The 17,280-nt window shown below is 60.0% G+C and carries 20 protein-coding genes; 8 read left to right on the plus strand and 12 right to left on the minus strand.

What is annotated here, in order from left to right:
* Positions 1-249 carry a DUF3297 family protein gene (locus ACXZ1M_RS23835; RefSeq protein WP_459050084.1) on the plus strand — a complete coding sequence of 83 codons (249 nt, stop codon included), beginning with the start codon at positions 1-3 and terminating at the stop codon, positions 247-249.
* Positions 250-302: 53 nt separating this feature from the next.
* Here the strand turns inward: ACXZ1M_RS23835 and ACXZ1M_RS23840 are convergent, their stop codons facing one another.
* Positions 303-491, minus strand: a complete 189-nt coding sequence (locus ACXZ1M_RS23840; protein WP_459050085.1) for a hypothetical protein — start codon at positions 489-491, stop codon at positions 303-305.
* A gap of 122 nt (positions 492-613) precedes the next feature.
* Here ACXZ1M_RS23840 and ACXZ1M_RS23845 point away from each other — a divergent pair, with 122 nt between their 5' ends.
* A complete protein-coding gene (locus tag ACXZ1M_RS23845) occupies positions 614-1,357 on the plus strand; it encodes a substrate-binding periplasmic protein (protein WP_459050086.1) in 744 nt (247 codons plus the stop codon).
* On the opposite strand, the gene ACXZ1M_RS23850 is transcribed toward ACXZ1M_RS23845, so the two are convergent.
* The 3 genes from ACXZ1M_RS23850 to ACXZ1M_RS23860 are packed head-to-tail and all read right to left on the minus strand — an operon-like array spanning position 1,350 to position 3,551.
* Positions 1,350-2,597, minus strand: coding sequence for an MFS transporter (locus ACXZ1M_RS23850; protein ID WP_459050087.1), 1,248 nt, complete (start codon positions 2,595-2,597; stop codon positions 1,350-1,352). The genes ACXZ1M_RS23845 and ACXZ1M_RS23850 overlap by 8 nt on opposite strands.
* Before the next feature lie 3 nt (positions 2,598-2,600).
* Positions 2,601-2,978 (minus strand): hypothetical protein, encoded by a 378-nt coding sequence (locus ACXZ1M_RS23855; protein ID WP_459050088.1) that lies wholly within the window; start codon positions 2,976-2,978, stop codon positions 2,601-2,603.
* A 15-nt stretch (positions 2,979-2,993) separates the two neighbouring features.
* A complete protein-coding gene (locus ACXZ1M_RS23860; RefSeq protein ID WP_459050089.1) occupies positions 2,994-3,551 on the minus strand; it encodes an RNA polymerase sigma factor in 558 nt (185 codons plus the stop codon).
* A 193-nt stretch (positions 3,552-3,744) separates the two neighbouring features.
* On the opposite strand from ACXZ1M_RS23860, the gene ACXZ1M_RS23865 reads away from it, so the two are divergent.
* Both ACXZ1M_RS23865 and ACXZ1M_RS23870 read left to right on the plus strand, forming a co-directional pair.
* Positions 3,745-4,005: a DUF4160 domain-containing protein gene (locus tag ACXZ1M_RS23865; RefSeq protein WP_459050090.1), complete on the plus strand. Its 261-nt coding sequence runs from the start codon at positions 3,745-3,747 to the stop codon at positions 4,003-4,005.
* A 4-nt stretch (positions 4,006-4,009) separates the two neighbouring features.
* Positions 4,010-4,264 carry a DUF2442 domain-containing protein gene (locus tag ACXZ1M_RS23870; RefSeq protein WP_459050091.1) on the plus strand — a complete coding sequence of 85 codons (255 nt, stop codon included), beginning with the start codon at positions 4,010-4,012 and terminating at the stop codon, positions 4,262-4,264.
* A gap of 27 nt (positions 4,265-4,291) precedes the next feature.
* Here ACXZ1M_RS23870 and udk read toward each other — a convergent pair whose 3' ends face one another.
* The 5 genes from udk to ACXZ1M_RS23895 form a co-directional block, all read right to left on the minus strand.
* On the minus strand, positions 4,292-4,933 hold the full coding sequence (udk, locus tag ACXZ1M_RS23875) for a uridine kinase (protein ID WP_459050092.1): 642 nt from the start codon (positions 4,931-4,933) through the stop codon (positions 4,292-4,294).
* Positions 4,934-5,108: 175 nt separating this feature from the next.
* Positions 5,109-5,942 carry a hypothetical protein gene (locus ACXZ1M_RS23880; protein ID WP_459050093.1) on the minus strand — a complete coding sequence of 278 codons (834 nt, stop codon included), beginning with the start codon at positions 5,940-5,942 and terminating at the stop codon, positions 5,109-5,111.
* 231 nt (positions 5,943-6,173) lie between these two features.
* Complete coding sequence (locus ACXZ1M_RS23885) at positions 6,174-6,749, minus strand: hypothetical protein (RefSeq protein ID WP_459050094.1); 576 nt, start codon at positions 6,747-6,749, stop codon at positions 6,174-6,176.
* Between the two features lie 87 nt (positions 6,750-6,836).
* Entirely contained in the window at positions 6,837-7,172 is a 336-nt protein-coding gene (locus ACXZ1M_RS23890) for a hypothetical protein (RefSeq protein ID WP_116991045.1), read from the minus strand.
* 154 nt (positions 7,173-7,326) lie between these two features.
* On the minus strand, positions 7,327-8,100 hold the full coding sequence (locus tag ACXZ1M_RS23895) for a hypothetical protein (RefSeq protein ID WP_459050095.1): 774 nt from the start codon (positions 8,098-8,100) through the stop codon (positions 7,327-7,329).
* A gap of 311 nt (positions 8,101-8,411) precedes the next feature.
* Here ACXZ1M_RS23895 and ACXZ1M_RS23900 point away from each other — a divergent pair, with 311 nt between their 5' ends.
* The 3 genes from ACXZ1M_RS23900 to ACXZ1M_RS23910 all read left to right on the plus strand — a co-directional run bounded on the left by ACXZ1M_RS23900 (position 8,412) and on the right by ACXZ1M_RS23910 (position 11,919).
* On the plus strand, positions 8,412-9,734 hold the full coding sequence (locus ACXZ1M_RS23900; protein ID WP_459050096.1) for a sensor histidine kinase: 1,323 nt from the start codon (positions 8,412-8,414) through the stop codon (positions 9,732-9,734).
* 57 nt (positions 9,735-9,791) lie between these two features.
* Entirely contained in the window at positions 9,792-10,835 is a 1,044-nt protein-coding gene (locus ACXZ1M_RS23905) for a S41 family peptidase (RefSeq protein ID WP_459050097.1), read from the plus strand.
* Between the two features lie 142 nt (positions 10,836-10,977).
* Positions 10,978-11,919, plus strand: coding sequence for a helix-turn-helix transcriptional regulator (locus tag ACXZ1M_RS23910; protein ID WP_459050098.1), 942 nt, complete (start codon positions 10,978-10,980; stop codon positions 11,917-11,919).
* Positions 11,920-12,069: 150 nt separating this feature from the next.
* On the opposite strand, the gene ACXZ1M_RS23915 is transcribed toward ACXZ1M_RS23910, so the two are convergent.
* Positions 12,070-13,500, minus strand: a complete 1,431-nt coding sequence (locus ACXZ1M_RS23915) for a DEAD/DEAH box helicase (protein ID WP_459050099.1) — start codon at positions 13,498-13,500, stop codon at positions 12,070-12,072.
* A 303-nt stretch (positions 13,501-13,803) separates the two neighbouring features.
* Between ACXZ1M_RS23915 and ACXZ1M_RS23920 the strand changes: the two genes are divergently transcribed.
* Complete coding sequence (locus tag ACXZ1M_RS23920) at positions 13,804-15,078, plus strand: NHLP bacteriocin system secretion protein (RefSeq protein ID WP_459050100.1); 1,275 nt, start codon at positions 13,804-13,806, stop codon at positions 15,076-15,078.
* Between the two features lie 33 nt (positions 15,079-15,111).
* Here the strand turns inward: ACXZ1M_RS23920 and ACXZ1M_RS23925 are convergent, their stop codons facing one another.
* Positions 15,112-16,746 carry a TolC family protein gene (locus ACXZ1M_RS23925; protein WP_459050101.1) on the minus strand — a complete coding sequence of 545 codons (1,635 nt, stop codon included), beginning with the start codon at positions 16,744-16,746 and terminating at the stop codon, positions 15,112-15,114.
* A 1-nt stretch (position 16,747) separates the two neighbouring features.
* Entirely contained in the window at positions 16,748-17,275 is a 528-nt protein-coding gene (locus ACXZ1M_RS23930; protein ID WP_373991548.1) for a cyclic nucleotide-binding domain-containing protein, read from the minus strand.
* Between the last annotated feature and the right edge of the window lie 5 nt (positions 17,276-17,280).

Genomic DNA, 17,280 nt, shown 5'->3' on the forward strand with positions numbered 1-17,280 from the left:
ATGAACGATACTACTCAACTCCCACCACTGCCGGATCGTCTGTCGATCGATCCGCGCAGCAAATTCCACGTCGCTGCCGTGTTCGAACACGACATCGGCATTAATTTCAACGGCAAAGAGCGTAGCGATGTGGATGAATACTGCATCAGCGAAGGCTGGATCAAGGTTCCGGCCGGCAAGGCGCTGGATCGCAAAGGCATGCCGATGCTGATCAAGCTGAAAGGCACGGTCGAGCCGTTCTACCGCTAAGTACCACTGTTCGACGCTCGATGAAAAAAGCCACCTTCGCGGTGGCTTTTTGTTTAGTTGGCGGCGTCGCCGCGCAGTTTGTCCAGCATTTCCAGCGTCGACGGCAGCAGATTCATGATCCCGTGGTAGGCACAGTATTCACAAAACGCTTCCTCCGGCGACATCGCTGCGATACTGCTGTCCGAATGGCCCCGGCGGCGCAACGCGCGCAGACAGGCGGCATCCATAATTCTGGAATTCATGCACTTCTCCCTTTTTGGATCTGATAAGGTTGGTGGTGGGTTACGTCTTACTGTAATTATTATAAGTCGAAAATAATGCCATGTGGCAACAAAATTGGTATTTCTTAACTAGCAGGAACTTTTTGCTACGCTGGACGGGGTGTATCGCGCTGGCTGCGGGCGTCGACGCGACTGCCGCTGCGGCGCCGGTGCCGCCGCTGACGCTGGTGACGGAAACGTTCATGCCCTACAGCTACGTTGAACGCGGCAAGGTGACCGGCTATGCGACCGAACTGCTGACCGCCGCCCTGGCGCATGCCAGGATCGACTACAGCGTACAGATTTACCCGTGGGCTCGCGCCTTCCAGATGGCCAGGACCCAGCCCAATGTGCTGATCTACAGCATCGTCCGCACGCCCGAGCGCGAGGACCAGTTCCAATGGATAGCGCAGATTGCGCCGCGCAGCGTCTACCTGTTCAAGCTGAGGTCGCGGCACGATATCAAGGCGCACACGGTGGACGACCTGCGGCGTTACCGCATCGCCGCCAACCGTGGCGACGTGGTCGAGGAGCAGCTGCACCAGCTGGGCTTGAACGCCGACCTGGCGGCGCTGGACGAAGCAAGCCTGCGCAAGCTGGTGGCGGGGAGGGTGGATCTGATGGTGGCATCCGAGCGCATGCTGAAGGACCTGTGCCTGCGCATCGAGGTGCATTGCGAGCTGCTAGAGCGCGTGATGCCCATGCCAGGCCTGGGCGACTACTACGTGGCGGCCAGCCTGGAGACGCCGGCCGCCACGGTGCACGCGCTGCGCACCGAGCTCGACAAGTTGAAAAGCTCGGGCTTCATGCAGCGCACCGCCGACAAATACGGCCTGACGCTCAAGTAGCCGCTTGCGGGCGCGGCGCCGCCGTCGCCGGCAGGCTGCGCTGCAGGAGCCACAGCAGCACCGACGCTACCAGCGAGGTCGCCACCACCACATAGCCGACGGTATCGAAGTGCTGCAGGCGGCCGTCGGCGGCCTGGGTCACGATATGGCCCGACACCACCGAGGCCACACCGCCGGCCAGCTGCTGGATCGAGGCGCTGATGGCGTTGTACGAACCGCGCTGCGTCATGCTCGGCACGGTGGAGGAGATCGCCTGGAACGGGATCATGCGCGAGAAGATCCCGACGAACATCACCGAATTGACCAGCACCAGCATCCACAGCGGGATATGGCCGAGGTGGGTGTAGATCAGCACCATGGCGATCGACAGCGCGGTGCCGAACAGGAACACGCGGAACTTGCCGTAGGCGTCCGCCGCGCGGCCGATCATCGGGCCGATGAAGATCGTGCATAGACCGGTGACCAGGTAGACGGTGGGCAGGTGATGCAGGTCGATGCCCATGTTGTTGACGATGTAGGCGCTGCTGAACGGCATCAGCATGAAGCCGCCGGTGGTCAGCAGGGCGGTCACGCAGAAGGCCAGCAGATAACGCTTCTCCGTCACCGTGTGGAACAGGTGCATGAACGGGCTGTGCTCCTGCGGCTGGGCCAGGTGAGCGTCCACCGGTTGCAGTTGCCAGGCCACCAGCAGGCCGCCGACCAGGCCGAACGCGGCCATGGCCATGAACGGCACATGCCAGTTCCACTGGTTGGACAAGTAGAGGCCGGCCGGGATGCCCAGCACCTGGCTGGCGGCAAACGCGGTCTGGATCAGGCCCATGACGCGGCCGCGCATTTGCGGCGGGAACAGGTCGCTGGAAATGGCCAGCACGACGGAGCCGATCACGCCGCCGAACAGGCCGGTGAACACGCGCGCTGCCAGCAGGCTTTCAAAGGTCTGCGCCAGGCCGCACCAGACGGTGCCGAGGATGAAGCCGGTGTAGAAGAACAGCAGCAGTTTCTTGCGGTCATAGCGGTCGGCAAAGCCGGCCGTCAGCAGGCCGGACAGGCCGGCGCTGAAGGCATAGGCCGACACCACCAGGCCGAACTGGGCCGGGCCGATCTTCAGGTCCGGCATGATGACCGCGCCAAGCGGCGACATGATCATGAAATCGAGGATGACGGCGAACTGCAGGAAGGCCAGCATGGCCACGACTTTTTTCTGATAGCCGCTGAATGGCGGCGCGGGCGTTTTTGTCATTGTTTATTCTTTCGTTGCAGGTGCTTCGGGTGCGTCAGGTGCTTCGGGGCGGCAGAACGGCGCGCGGTGTTTGAAGAACTTTTCGCGTTGCTGGAAGAACTGGGCGCGCTCTTCCGGCGTCATGGCTTGCCAGCGCTGCCAGTGCTCGCGCTTCTCATGCCAGTCGCGGTGGTGACCGCGGAAACCGCCGAACAGGATCCGGCACAGTAGCAGCAAACCCAGGGCTTGCCAATAATTCACGGCATTGGCGCCGGGAAAGATGGCGGGGATCAGCCAATTCCACAGGGCCATCACGATGGCGCCGAACACGGCGGCGCCGGCGAGGATGAAGAGACCCTTCATCAGTTTGAATTTCTTGTAGCTCATATCATGGTGACGCATTTTGTCGTACTCCTTTCATTCGTCGTACAGGGCTTGCAGGCGCTGGCGCAGAAACAGCACGGCATAGCGCTTGCGGGCCAATAAAGTGTTGATGGAAACGCCGGTTTGTTCGGCCATTTCCTTGAAACTGACGCCGTCCAGTTCGTGGGCGATAAAGACTTCGCGCTGGGTGGCGGGTAATTCTTCCAGGGCGAGCTGCAGTTCTTCGAGCAGCATGGCGCGGGTGTAGGCGGCTTCGGGGCCTGCATCGGGCGAGGGCAGCATCAGGTCGAGGCGGCAATCGTCCTCGTCGTCGGTGGCGGCCAGGTCTTCCAGCGCCACTTCCTTCTTCTTGCGAAAACGGTCGATGATGCGGTTACGGGCGACCCGGAACAACCAGGCGCTGGCCTGCTCGATGGGATCGGGCAGGCGGTAGGCTTGGGTGAACTCGTAGAACACATCCTGCAGGATGTCGTCGGCGTCGGTCTGGTCCGCCACGCGGCGACGGATGAAATTCCACAAGCGCGAGCGCTCGCGCAGCACCGTCGCGGTGATGTCCTGGTCTTTTTCGGCTGTTGTTATTGGTGCAGTCATACACTGAGGACGATCCTGCGGCGGGAATATTGTGCCGTTTTGCAAAATAGCTTGCGCGGGCGCTCAATGATAGCCGCTGGCGGCCAGTATCGCTGTTCTAAGAAAAATTTAGAGTGAAGTTGATCTTGTTCAGAACGTGTAGGCGGGGCGGCAATAGACTCGCGGACGTACCTAAGTCCGGAGTTCGAAAATCATGCCTACCATCAGCGCGTTTTATGGTCTCCTGATCCAGATGTTCTACAGAGATCACCTACCTCCGCACTTCCACATCAAATATGCCGGAAGCCAAGCTACTTTTGACATTCAAAAGCTGGTGCTGATGAATGGTAACTTGCCGGTTAGGGAACTGCGTTTGGTGTCTGAATGGGCTAAACTCCATCAAGACGAATTGCTTGATAACTGGGGCTTGTGCGAGACAATGCAAGCGCCAAAGCCCATCGCACCTTTGAGGTAAGGCTATGGACTGGGACGTTACTGAAGTGCGCATGGAAGGTACCTATGCCTTCCGTGTTCGTTTTAAAGATGGCGTCGAGGGCGTCGTCAAATTTATGCCATCCGCGTTTCGAGGCGTCTTCGCGCGTTTGCGGAACCCTGCCGAGTTTGGCCAAGTATCCGCTGTTGATGGAGTCGTGACTTGGCCGGGAGAGCTAGATCTGGCGCCGGATGCAATGCACGCTCAGATCGCAAAAAATGGCGAGTGGATTTTAAGCTGAGCACTCGAACGCAAGTCCAAGCGAAAATCAGGGCTGCTTCAACTTTCCGATCACGCTCGCGACCTTGGTGGTGATGACGTCGACCGCCGGGCCATTGGCGCCGTGCGGAATAATCACGTCGGCGTGGCGCTTGGTGGGTTCGATGAACTGCTGGTGCATCGGGCGCACCGTTTCCAGGTACTGCCCGACCACGCTCTCGACCGAGCGGCCGCGTTCGGTGATATCGCGCTGCATGCGGCGGATGAAGCGCACGTCCGAGGCGGTGTCGACGAAGATCTTCAGTGACATCATCTTGCGCAGGTCGGCGTCGTACAGGGCGAACAGGCCTTCGATGACGATCACCGGCGCCGGCTTGACTTGAATGGTCCGGTTGGAGCGGTTGTCGATCGTGAAGTCGTATTCCGGCATCTCTATGGGTTCGCCATTGCGCAGGGCCTGGACGTGCTGCACCAGCAGCGACCAGTCGAAAGCCTGTGGATGGTCGTAATTCTGCTTGCGGCGGACTTCAGGGGTGAGGTGGGTTTGGTCGCAGTAGTAGTCGTCCTGCATGACGACCGAAACCATGTCCGCGCCAAACGACGCGAGCACCTGCTGGGATACAGTGGATTTGCCGCTGCCGCTGCCGCCGGCGACGCCAATGACGAAGGGATGGAAGGAATTCGTGTTCATGCCGAATGATACCGGAACGACGACTGGATCGACAGAGGCCGGCCCCACGCCAAGTTTTGGCAATCGGTACTCCAGCCTGATGACGACTGGTGGGCGGCTAGTTCCCCCCTTTGCAGACCTTCGCGTCTGTTGAAAACGCCTAAATGCTAAGCCATCAACTTAATATTAAACAAATCTACCCGAGTGAACCACAGTGCTCTAACGGGAAGCCGATCTCTGCTGAAAGTATTTGCATAAAGTCCTCTGCTGACCTGGCATAAGCCTTCAAGATTTCTACTCTTCTCCCAGCAATGTCGATATGGAAGAAAAGACCAACGAATCCCTGAAAGAGAAATATTCCAAACCCATTTCGACCAGGCTCCAGCGGGGTAATGGTAGTAAAACCGAAGCTGCCGGTTTGTGCCGTTTCAAAGTCGATGGTACTCCATCCCTCCACTGGTATATATTTTGGTGATGTCAAGATCATGTAAGGACAAAACTTAAAGCCGTTGTCCTGGCTTTGCATCGCCACTAAGTAGCTACCCACATCATGGAATTCACTATCGATAATCATGCGGCTCATTTCCGTGCGGATTGCGTCCTGTCCTAAATCAGCCACCCGGGATACTTTGGCTGCCGCGCGAGCATTGCTGATCCATCCGTATTGAGGGCATTCAATTATATGCTGATCGGTTATTTTAGTAATCGTGAGTTCAGGATTGAAGCACACGAGAAGGAATTCGGGTGACGATTCATCTCCAAATTTTATCGATACGGCAGAGCAACGCTGCTGAATATGTCTGGCTAATGCTTCCACATCAGGCGAGGCCGAGGTATCTCGATATAAATCAAAGAAAATTTCCAGCGCTATGTCATGCGAACCACTGAAAGCCAGTGCGACGTTTGGAGAAAGGGATAAAACCTTGATGGTTTGATATGGAGAACGACCAAGCTTGCTATCAAAGCTAATCAACGTATCACTGAAAAGATAAATTTTATTGTTCTCTTTTGATGCGATTACCAGAGTCATAAAGTGACCAATATAATAGTTTTGCGGTGAAAGATGAATCTCGGCGGGCCGCACCCCATTGCTGCCTGTGATTATTCTCCGAAAGCATGATGCCGTCATTTTACATGCGTAGTCTCAGCACTTATTCAGAAAATTTACAGAATTATAACTATTTGTTATTTCAACGCTGTCTGCTGACTATGCAACGATAGGTCTACGGGTGGCGGTTAGTGGTCTTCCCTTCACTATATTCTAAAGAGAAATCTCGGTCTGCGAATGGTTCAATAATTCACTATCTTGCATAGCATCGTCTAGAACTCCTCGTCCAACGTCAATCTGGGCATCGCGTGTAAGTCCACGAAGGTTGGGGAATTTTCGGTCAATCGCCTCAACTATCCTACTTAGCTCATCATCTGCGACCTTCTCGATATACAGCGCTAAGTACCATAACTGAAATACCTGGAACTCTATCGGACCTTTCTTTACCCAGCGGAGATAATCTTCAACGGCCAGATAAATCAATCCGTCGACGAAGCCCGGAGCCAGGGGCTGGAGTATAACTTCCGCATCTGTTTCAGCATGTTTAAAGAAATTTCGATATGGCGAGTTGATATAATCGAGTTTTAGTCTCTTTCCCTGAGGTACGTCGGCTCGGGCCTGCTCCGACATACTAAGGACAGCATTTTTACGACAAAAATAGTCGATTATTTCCCATGCGTTCGCAGCCAACGAAACTACTGAAACTAAGTCCCCATGAGAAAAGAGCAATCGAATAGCAGTGATAAGTTGTCTTTGAGCTACGTCCTTTTTTGTTAGGCCCGTGGTCATGTTGCTCTCCAAAAAGGAGTTATGGTGCGAAAAAGACGAATCCGAGTGACTGCTTTTGGCCGATAGCGAACGAGGTTAAAGCAGCGCTCAGCGAAAAACGCCAACCACGTTATAGACAAACCCGCCGAACATCAGAGCCATCGACAACCACATTGCTGGCAGCAGGCGAGGAGGGAACAACTTGGCGTAGGCATTGCGCTCCGCGCTGTCGTCGAGACGGACCGGCATACGCGCAACGCGGAAGAAGTCGCCGTAGGGGACGAAGGCCCAGATGCAGCAATATAGGCCTAGGCCCGCGCGCATCAGGGCGTGGCCCAGCTGGCCGCCCAGAACCAAAAATACGGCATTGGCGACCAGTGCGATACCGACAATGGAAGCGGCTACGGAAACAAGGGTCGCACGGTTCGGTTGAAATCGCATCATCTTTACTTTCAATGGTTCTACGAGCAACGCCACATGACAGCGCCGCGAACAAAGAAAACATACTCTTCAATTCTCACACGTCACCGTTCAATTTTCAGCGTTCAAAGACGATGTGGACGTATATGTATGCGATTGTAGGTCCGCTCTTGGCCGATTACGGAAAGCTAGCTGTATCGGCTGCGGTGGCGGTATTCGACATCGCGAACTCAAATTCCAGCAGCGTGTCATCCGGCCAGCTTTGATCATGCAGCGGTGGAGCATAACGCAGGTGGTCTTTTGCATCTAGACGCTCTACCGGAAGCCTTTCGCGGCGCGAACCCGACACCAGCGTAGCACCCGTAATGGGAGCGTTAGTCGAATAAAAAACTCGACTTCTAGAGGTATGACAAACTCCGCCTAAAGGGACTAGATAGGCCAGTTTGATCAACGACGCGTCAAATTTGTCGACAGCCCATCTCACTTCGCATTCCAGACGTAGATCACCCAAGCGCCTTGTTCCGAGAGGGATGCCTGCAGTGTGGATGTCGGGCCGCCAGCGAAACAAGCCCTTTTTGGTGCTGAGCCGGAGGTCGGCATCATCTTTTGCGGCAGCGTCGTCGCGAGGTACAGAGAAAGTTAGGTCGGCTGCAATCGGAACGTCGATGCTCACATTATCCCCGACGATGCGAAGTTTGAGCTCGGATGTCGTCAGCTGAGGCTGTTGTGGGCGTAGAATAAATTTCAGCTGGGCTTGCGGCGCAAGATAATGGTAGCGGTCGAATGCATCTATACCGTCTAGCATTTTGCGGTACGGTTTCCAGTCCGGATCTTTGCTACCCGCCACGTTCACTTGCTGAGTTGCTTCGGGAGGAGGCTTGTCCGTTTCGGATTGCGCCATGACGGAACTGGATACTGACAACAGCAGGATGAGTGGGAGAGCGATATGCATATAGAGGCAATCATTTTTGTTAGGGGCAGAATAGCATGTTGCCAAGCTGGAAAAGTCACGGACTGTCACATCAGAACTCGCGCGGCGCGGGCTGGACCTGGATGCTATTGAGCTCAGACATTAATTGCGGTTGGGCGCGCTAGCGCGGTTTCCGTTGCGAGACTATATGGCTTGGTCAGGGCGATTCGCTCGGCGTCATTCATCCGGCCGGCGCCGGTTTCCTCCCCGATTTGTGGGCGTTCGTCGCATAGGTGAAAACACGCGCACCCTAGCCGCTAGAATGGCCGGACAAGTTCAATCCGAGGAAGTTAATGAGTTCTCCCGCATTCCAGCGCTTCAACGCTCCGCCCGTACCGGAAGTGAAGCACGACCGCCGCCTGGTGCGCCGCTACCTGCTGCAATCGGCGCTGCGCTTCAACACCGGTTCGCTACTGTTCCTGTCGCTGGCGATAGCGCTGATGCCGCTTTGGCTGAAGCTTGGCACGGCTGCGCCGGACGACTTCGAGGCACGCAAGCTGAATCTGTTCCTGGTCGGCGGCGGCGTGCTGGCGGTGATGGCCTGGTTTGCGCTGCTGTCGAGTGGGATCGCCCGCAGCTTTCTTGCCCGCCTGGCAGAGGAGGGCAAGGCGCTGTGTGCCGAGGGGATGGCGTCCTCGGTGACGCGCCGCATCGATGCACCCTTCAATTCCTCCACCACCTTTGACCTGTGCACTGAATCCTTGTCGGGACTCGCGCTCGGCACGGCGCTCGGTTACTCCGGCCCGCCGGCGTTCTTCAACGATCCGTTCAAGGGTCGCATCGTGCTGGGCCGCTGGCGACCGCTGGCGCTGGGGCGCCATGTCGAGGTGAGGGTGTCGTCCGATGTGGGGCCTAGCTGCCATATCGAGCTGCACTGCCGCGCGGGCTTAGCCTGGTTCGCGATCCAGCAGGGCGAGTCGCTGAAAGCCGCTGAGACGGTGTGCGTGCAGCTGCGCCAGCACCTCGCGCGCCATGCCAACGCACTGGATGCGGCGCGGCGTGAACGCGAGCTGGAACGCACCTCGCTGCAGGCACGTCTCTCGGCCTTGCAGGCCCAGGTCGAGCCGCACTTTCTGTTCAATACGCTGGCCAATCTGAAGTACCTGATCCGCACCGATCAGCAGGCCGCGCAGGACATGCTCGACCACCTGGTCGGCTACCTGCAGAACGCGCTGCCGGATATGCGCTCGGTGTCCTCGACCCTGGGACGAGAAATGGATCTAGTTAGCAATTACCTGGAGGTGATGCGCATCCGCATGGGGGCACGCCTGCGCTTCGCAGTCGAGGTGGACGAGGAATTGCGCAGCTTGCCGTTCCCGCCGGCGATGCTGATCTCGCTGGTGGAAAATGCCATCAAACATGGCTTGGAGCGGGCCAGCCGGCCGGGCCTGATCACCATCAGCGCAAGGCGTGAGGGCAAGTTGCTGAGCGTGTCCGTGGTCGACGACGGCGTCGGCTTGACCGAGCAGGCCGGGCAGGGCACGGGGCTGGCAAATATCGCAGAGCGGCTGCTGCTGCTTTACGGGCGCGAGGCCGGTATTGTCGTGGAGCTCGGCGACGGACAAGGCGTGCGCGCCGTGTTGACCGTGCCTTTGGCAGGCAACCACGCCTTTTGATTTTTTCTTTATATGGAGACTAACGCTACTATGAGACACTTCCTTTCCGCAGCAGTCATGATCCTCAGCGTCATCGCTCTTCCCAACGCCAGCGCGCAGCAGTCGCCCGAGTTGAGCGCCGCCGACAAGGCCGCCGCCGTCGACCTGCTGGCGCAACGCCTGTCCGGCAAATATGTTTATGCAGACGATGGCAACAAGATGGCCGCCGCCGTCCGCGCTCATTTGCTCAAGGGCGACTACGAGAAGGTGGCGACGGATGCGGAATTCGCGGACTTGCTGACGACCCATCTCCAGGCTGCGCACCCGGACAAACACTTGAGCATCCGCCACATCCCCAATGCGCTACCTGATCGGCCTCGTCCCTCACTCACCCAAGGCGTCCCTGCCGAGATGCGGCAGCGGATGACCGAATTCGGGCAATACTTGAATTTCGCCTTTGAAAAGGTAGAGCGCCTACCCGGCAATATCATGTACCTCAAGCTCAACGGCTTCTTTGAAGCGGAGGTCGGCAAAGCAGCCGCGACGGCCGCCATGAATCTGGCGGCCAATGGCAACGCGATGATCATCGACCTGCGCGACAACCGTGGCGGCGATCCGCGCATGGTGGCGCACATGGCAAGTTACCTGCTTGGCGATAAGAAGGTGCATCTGTCGGACATCTATTTCCGCGCTGAGAACGAAACCAATTCGTTCTGGAGTGACCCCGCCGTTCCAGGCGTGCGCTTTGGCCCGGACAAGCCCGTCTATGTGTTGACCAGCGCTGAAACTTTTTCCGCTGCCGAAGATTTTACCTACAACCTCCAGGCGATCAAGCGCATCACCGTCGTGGGCGACACAACCGGAGGCGGTGCGCATCCGATCCAGCCGTTCCGTGTCGGTCCGAACTTGGTGGCCGTGATACCGGTAGGACGCTCGATCAACCTGATCACCAAAGGCGATTGGGAAGGAAGCGGCGTTAAACCCGATGTGGCCATCGCCGCAGACAAGGCCATGACCAAAGCAAATGCCTTGGCCTTGCGACAGGTTCTGCCAAAGATCGACAATCCGCACGAGCGGGCCATGCTTGAGAAGAACCTCGCCGAGCTGGAAGCGGCTTTGTAAATCTCTGCGCAGACAAGGTTGCCAGAAAACCACACCTGCCGCCGGGGTGTGTTTTTTTGTGGGATTATGGAAGGCGCCTTCGGCTAATCCTACCTCTCGGCCCTCCTGCATGAAGACACCCCTTTTCCACAAATATAATGATTTGCTGTTACAGATCTACCGGCTGGCGCAGGAAAAGAGCGTAGCCACTTTTCAGGATGAGATGTTGTCCGTCGTGCGGCAGCAATTGCCGTTCGACTCTTCCATGTGGGGCACGGCGACGATGCTGCCTACCGGCATCGATATTCATAGCATCCATCTGTACAACACCTCGATGCGCATGCTGGAGGCCTATGAAAAGGTCAAGCAGCAGGACACGGCGGCGCTCCGCGTGACGCAGCAGGACGTGGCGACCATCGGCTTCAACGTGGACGATTTTCCCGGCGAAGAGCAGGCGGAGCTGCGCCAGTTCCTGCACGACTTCGGCCACCTGAATTTCGCCATCACCTCCGACATCAACCCGCGCACCAGGTTCGTGCAGTGGCTGTCGCTGTACCGGGCCAAGAAGGAGGCGCGCTTTCCCGAGGAGGAGGTGGACTTCCTGGCCGCGCTGGCGCCGCACATGATGCAGGCGCTGGCCATCAATCGCCTGGTGCATCTGGATCAGCTGACCAGGGACACGGCCCGCGCGTGCTGGTCGGTGGGCATCGCCGACCAACGCGGCGTGCTGTATCACGCCGACGAGCGTTTCCGGCAACTGTGCGGCGCCGGCTTGCGCGGCGAAAATCAGCTGTCCGGAGAAATCCTCAGCCGCCTGACGAAAGGCGAGAAGACGCTGGCGCTCGATGGCGTGGTGCTGCGCTGCGCCCACGACCAGGGGCTGCTGTTCCTCCGGGCGCGCGCCCGAGAAAAAGTCGACGCATTGACCGCGCGGGAATTCCTGGTCGCCAAACTACTCGCCAGCGGACTGACGCAAATCCAGGTCGCCGAGCGCCTTGGACGGTCGACGGAAACGATACGCTCGCAAATCAAATCTGTCTTCAACAAGCTCGATATCAACAGCGTCACCTTGCTGGCGGGGCTGCTGGCGGCCCGGGATGAGTGAGCCGCAGCACTGTATTGTTCTAGACTTGGGGTTGTCGATTTGGGGCGCGATTAGTACGGTCTAGATTAAATTAGACCGAATTAGACCGCGCCCAAAAAAAATGGCCCCGAATCGCTTCGGGGCCATTTTGCTATGTGCTAGCGGACCGGATTAGCGGTCGCCGTAGGTGCGGCGTGCGCCGTCGGTGCTGCGTGGGTTGCTGCCTTTGTAGCTGCCGCCCTTGTAGCCTTCGCCGGTGCCCGAGCCTTCACGGCGCGGGGCGCCGCTGCTGCTGCCTGGCTTGCTGAACGAACGCTGGCCTGGCTTGGCGCCGCCACGGTTGTCGCCCGGCTTCCAGCCGCCTGGACGCGAGGTCGAACGTGGTGCCGAACCGGATTTCTTCGGCTCGTAACCTTCGACCACGTTCACCGGAATCAGCTGCTTGGTGAAACGCTCGATGCGCTTGACGTTCATGCCTTCAGCATGGTTCACCAGCGAGATCGCCAGACCATTGCGGCCAGCGCGGCCGGTACGGCCGATGCGGTGGACGTAATCTTCCGGGAACTTCGGCAGGTCGTAGTTGAACACGTGGGTGATGGTCGGCACGTCGATACCGCGGGCGGCAACGTCGGTAGCGATCAGGATCTTCACCGAACCGCGACGCAGGCTGTCCAGGGTGCGGTTACGCGCGCCCTGGTGCATGTCGCCGTGCAGCGCGGCAGCCGAGAAACCGGCGATGTTCAGACGGTCGGCGATGGTGTCGGCGTCACGCTTGGTGGCGGTGAACACAACGGCCTGGTCCAGCGATTCGTCGCGCAGCAGGTGGTCCAGCAGGCGATTCTTGTGCGACAGGTCGTCGACGAAGTGCACGCGCTGGGTGATGTTTTCATGCTTGTTGGCCGCGCTCAGAATCTGGATGACTTGTGGATCCTTGGTGATGCGACGGGCCATGTTGCCGACCACGCCGTCCAGCGTTGCCGAGAACAGCATGGTTTGACGGGTCGACGGGGTCGCTTCGACGATCTTTTCGATGTCGTCGATGAAACCCATGTCCAGCATGCGGTCGGCTTCGTCCAGCACCAGGATTTCCAGTTGCGAGAAGTCGATCTTGCCCGATTCCATGTGGTCGATCAGACGGCCAGGGGTGGCGACCAGGATCTCAGGATTCTTGGCCAGCAGTTGCATCTGCTTAGGGTAAGGCATACCGCCCAGGATCGACACGGCCTTAATGCGGCGCAGGTTGACGCTGTACTTGTCGGTATTGGTGGTCACTTGCAGGGCCAGTTCGCGGGTCGGGGTCAACACCAGCATTTTTGGCTGTGCAGCTTTGAAACGTGGACGCTCGCCACGGGCGCGGGCGGCTTGCATTTCTTGATTTGGAGTCTTGCCGGCGGTGGCCGGGTCGATCTCGGACAAACGGTGCAGCGACGGCAGCATGAACGCTGCAGTCTTGCCGGAACCGGTTTGCGAGGAAACCAACAAGTCCTTGCCTGCGATCGCTGCAGGAACTGCCTGCTGCTGAACTGGGGTCGGCGCGGTGTAGCCGGCGTCGGTCAGGGCTTTAATAATGGACGTGTTGAGACCAAGTGCTTCAAATGTCATGCTGTTCTTTCGTAAAAACCAGCGTTGCCGCAAATACGGAACGCGAAATAGCAACGCCTACCAAAACGAAATGACTCAATCAAAATCGAAAGAAATTTCGGCACAAAAGCTTTGCGCCGGGACGGTGTCAAAGGTCGACACCAGAGGCGGGAGGGCTTTATTAGGCATCAGAATGATGCGCTGAGGCTTGCGATGCTGCTAAAAATACTTGCTGGACTGACGTATCAGTGCTAGCCCGCTATTATGCACTAGTTTCGCCATCTTGTATAGGCGAGCGTATGTTGTTCAAGGCATAATAGGTAAATGAGTGAAGAAAACGATTTCCCCGCCCGCGTTCCCGAGTCGCTGCGCAGCTTCGACCACCATGTGGCGCGCGTCAGTTGGCGTGCCTGGGCCGCGCTCGGCGGACTGGGCGCTGTGACCCTGGTGGTGATCGTCTGGAGCGTGCTGGGCGATATTCCGACGCGGGTGGCCGGCAGTTGCATCGTCATGCAGCCGCAAGGCGTGAGCGACGTCACGGCCGACATGGCCGGCCAGATCACGGCCGTGCTGGTGCAGCCGGGCGCGTTGGTGACGGCGGGGCAGGAAGTGGCGGTGGTGGCCACGCCGGAGCTGTCCGAGCGCATCGCCTCGGCACGTATTCATCTGGCCGATCTCGACGCGCAGGCCGAGGCGGCGCGCAATGAAGCGCGGCGCAGCACGCGTCTGAATAGCGATTCCCTGGCCGAGCAGCGCAGCGCGCTGGCCTTGCGCATCGCCGGCGACCGCAAGCGCATCGCTATTCTGGAACAACAGATGGAATTGGATCAGCGCCTGCGTGCGGATGGTCTGATCACCAAGCGCGCTGCGGCGCAGACGCCGTTGGATTTGGCCGACGCCCGCGCAGGCCTGGAAGACAGCCAGCGCAAGCTGCAGGAGCTCGACAAGCGCGGCGCCGACTATGCGCGCTCCAGCGTCGCCAGCCTGGCCAAGCTGGAGCTGCAGATCGCCGATGCGCGCCGCGAGTTGTCCGGGTTGGAGACGCAGGGGCGTTCGGTCACGCATTTGCGTAGTCCTGTGGCGGGGCGGGTGGTGGAGATCAAGGCTGCGATCGACAGCGCCGTGCGGCGTGATACGGCGGTGCTCAGCATCGAACGCGTGGACTCCGGCGCCGCTGCGCTGGAGGCGGTGATGTATGTGTCGGCGGCCGATGGCAAGAAGATCTCGGCGCAGGATGCGGTGGAAATCATTCCCGGCCATGCGCGGCGTTATGAGCATGGCGTGTTGCGCGCCAGCGTGAAGTCGACGTCGGCGTACCCGGCTACGCCGCAGGGGCTGACCAATACCATCACCAATCCGGAGCTGATGCGCGAACTGGCGCGCGGCACGGCGACTTATGCGGTGCGCATTGCGCTGACACGTGATCCGGCGCCGGCGCCTGAGGCGCGCAATCCCTATCTGTGGTCGGCGGCGGCCGGGCGCGAGCTGCCGCTGAGCAGCGGAACGCTGTGCCAGGGCGAGATTCTGGTGCACCACGAGAAGCCGATTAGCTTGGTGTTGCCGATTTTCCGCAGCACCGTCAGCGGCCACGGAACTTGACCCCGTCGTTCCCGCTTTCGCGGGAACGACGGGTTAGGGGAGGAGCTCGTCCAGCGCTACCGAGAGCGTGCCGTCGGGCGCGGTGCGGAGTAGTGCGCCGCTTTCGTACAGGATTTGCGCGCGCGCCAGCGCGTAGCCTTGCTGGTACTGCAGCCGCGCCAGGATGGCGTTGTTCAGGCGGTCCTCCACATTCAGCACATCGATCAGCGTCGCGCTGCCCAGCTGGCGCTTGGTGAGCGTATCCCTGAGCGCCGCACGATAGCGTTCGATGGTCTGTTCGGATGCGCGCAGCTGCGCCACATAGCTGTTGTAGCCCAGGTAGGCCGCCGCCACATTCCCCTGCACCGTCTGCTCCTGCGTCGAGCGGCGCACACGCGCGCTGTCGGCGTTGGCGGCGGCCGTGCGCAGCGCGCCGTTGTTGGCGGAATTCTCCAACGGCAGTTGCACCGACAACTTGGCCGCCACACCCGGACCTGCGCGGTGCGAGGTCGGATCGAAGGCGGCCGACACCGGCCGCGCACCTTCGCGCAGGCCGGCATAGTAGGCCGATAAGTCGAGATCGACCACTGGCTGGTTGTTGCTGCGCGCCGCCGCCAGCCGCTCGGCCATCGCCTGTTCGCGCAGACGCAGGGCGGCCAGGTCGGCGCGGCGTTCCAAGGCTTGCGGTCCCAATGCTTCGAGTCCTGGCGCGGCCGCGCGCTCGGGTAGCGGTTCGATCGGCGATGGCAGCTGGTCGGTTTCCAGCGCGCCCATGCCGTATAGCCGGCCCAGTGCATAGCGGCCGTCGCGGGCGCGCTGCTGGGCGCCGATGCTGGCTGTTTCGCGTTCGGTCATGGCGGCGGTCAGCAGGTTCAGTTCCGCCGGCGGCAGTTCATCTTCGGCCACCAGTTTTTCCGTTTCGCGTCGCAGCTGCTGCATGCGGGCCTCGGCGCCGCGTGCGACGTCGGCGGCGGCCACGCGGGCGGCCCAGTCCCAATAGGCTTGCACCACGCCCAGCACGGCGCGCGCTATCACTTGCTCGGTGTCGCGCCGGGCGGCGACGGCTTCCAGTTCGGTGGCGTTGCGCGCGGCCAGTTGGTCGCGGCCTGTATTTTTACGCAGCGGCACGCGCACGGTGAAGGTCAGGCGGTCGCTGGTCTGGCGCGGGATGTTTTGCGCTTCTTGCACGTTGTCGGCGGCGCGGGTCAGGGCGTAGGCGCCGCTCAGTTGAACGCCGGAGTCGAGCTGGCGGGTAGCGCCCAGCGTCACGGCGTTGGCGTCGACCAGTTGGTCCGCGCCGGCGGCCAGCGCTCTGGCGCGTTCGTCGGCGCGCAGCGGGCGGCGGTCGCGCGTGCCACCTAGCGTGGTGCTGGTGACCAGGTCGAACGGGGCGCGGCTGGATAGCGCGATGCCTTGCGCGGCGCTTTCCGTGTAGCGCTGCAGTTCGATTTCGGGACTGCGTTCGAGCACCAGGCGGATGGCGGCGCGCAGGTCGAGCGTTGGCGGCAGTTCCTGGGCCGTGGCGTCAGTGTGCAGCAGCGCGGCAGTGAACAGCGCCATCGATAGCAGTGCTTGGCGAAGCAGCGCTTCGCCGGGCAGCGCGGTTTGCGGCAGCGCGGCGCCCGACGGCAGCGACGGCGCGGCGGCCGGCGAGACGGCCTGCGGGATGGAGCGGCGGAAGGCGTTCACGTTAGCTGGCCAGCCGTTTCAGCAGGCGGTCGAAGCGGGCGCCGGCCAAGTGCAGCTTGTCGACCAGTTCTTCGTTGATTTCCTCCAACTGCGGCTTGGACGGATCGGTCGCGGCGCCATAGCCGAAGCGGCGCGTGGTCTGGCGCACGCGGTCCGACAAAAACATCGACAGCGCGCGGTAGAAGCGCGCCGCAAACGCGTGGTCGGCCTCCAGCTTGGCGCGCAGCACCGCGTGCGACAGGCGCAACGCCGAGGCGCCCGGCTGGGCCAGCACCGAGGCCGTGGTGCGCGCCGGATCGACCAGCGACATTTCGCCGATGATCTCGCCGCTGCCGAGTTCCGTAATCAGCTTGCCGTCGCCGGTCAGCACCGAGAATGCGCCGTCGAGCACGAAGTAGACGTTGTCGACCTTGCTGTCGAAGGCGATCAGCTCGGCGCCGGCCGGATAGCGCACCTGCTCGCCGGTCTGGGCCAGCCACTCGACGTCCTGGTCCTGCAGCTCGCTGAGGATGAACAATACTTTACGCATGCGGG

This window comes from Duganella paludis (assembly GCF_054461335.1).

Coding starts and splice junctions, on each gene's coding strand:
- ACXZ1M_RS23835 (WP_459050084.1), top strand. CDS start 1: ATGAACGATACTACTCAACTCCCACCACTGCCGGATCGTCTGTCGATC.
- ACXZ1M_RS23840 (WP_459050085.1), bottom strand. CDS start 491: ATGAATTCCAGAATTATGGATGCCGCCTGTCTGCGCGCGTTGCGCCGC.
- ACXZ1M_RS23850 (WP_459050087.1), bottom strand. CDS start 2,597: ATGACAAAAACGCCCGCGCCGCCATTCAGCGGCTATCAGAAAAAAGTC.
- ACXZ1M_RS23855 (WP_459050088.1), bottom strand. CDS start 2,978: ATGCGTCACCATGATATGAGCTACAAGAAATTCAAACTGATGAAGGGT.
- ACXZ1M_RS23860 (WP_459050089.1), bottom strand. CDS start 3,551: ATGACTGCACCAATAACAACAGCCGAAAAAGACCAGGACATCACCGCG.
- ACXZ1M_RS23865 (WP_459050090.1), top strand. CDS start 3,745: ATGCCTACCATCAGCGCGTTTTATGGTCTCCTGATCCAGATGTTCTAC.
- ACXZ1M_RS23870 (WP_459050091.1), top strand. CDS start 4,010: ATGGACTGGGACGTTACTGAAGTGCGCATGGAAGGTACCTATGCCTTC.
- udk (WP_459050092.1), bottom strand. CDS start 4,933: ATGAACACGAATTCCTTCCATCCCTTCGTCATTGGCGTCGCCGGCGGC.
- ACXZ1M_RS23880 (WP_459050093.1), bottom strand. CDS start 5,942: ATGACTCTGGTAATCGCATCAAAAGAGAACAATAAAATTTATCTTTTC.
- ACXZ1M_RS23885 (WP_459050094.1), bottom strand. CDS start 6,749: ATGACCACGGGCCTAACAAAAAAGGACGTAGCTCAAAGACAACTTATC.
- ACXZ1M_RS23890 (WP_116991045.1), bottom strand. CDS start 7,172: ATGATGCGATTTCAACCGAACCGTGCGACCCTTGTTTCCGTAGCCGCT.
- ACXZ1M_RS23895 (WP_459050095.1), bottom strand. CDS start 8,100: ATGCATATCGCTCTCCCACTCATCCTGCTGTTGTCAGTATCCAGTTCC.
- ACXZ1M_RS23900 (WP_459050096.1), top strand. CDS start 8,412: ATGAGTTCTCCCGCATTCCAGCGCTTCAACGCTCCGCCCGTACCGGAA.
- ACXZ1M_RS23905 (WP_459050097.1), top strand. CDS start 9,792: ATGATCCTCAGCGTCATCGCTCTTCCCAACGCCAGCGCGCAGCAGTCG.
- ACXZ1M_RS23915 (WP_459050099.1), bottom strand. CDS start 13,500: ATGACATTTGAAGCACTTGGTCTCAACACGTCCATTATTAAAGCCCTG.
- ACXZ1M_RS23920 (WP_459050100.1), top strand. CDS start 13,804: ATGAGTGAAGAAAACGATTTCCCCGCCCGCGTTCCCGAGTCGCTGCGC.
- ACXZ1M_RS23930 (WP_373991548.1), bottom strand. CDS start 17,275: ATGCGTAAAGTATTGTTCATCCTCAGCGAGCTGCAGGACCAGGACGTC.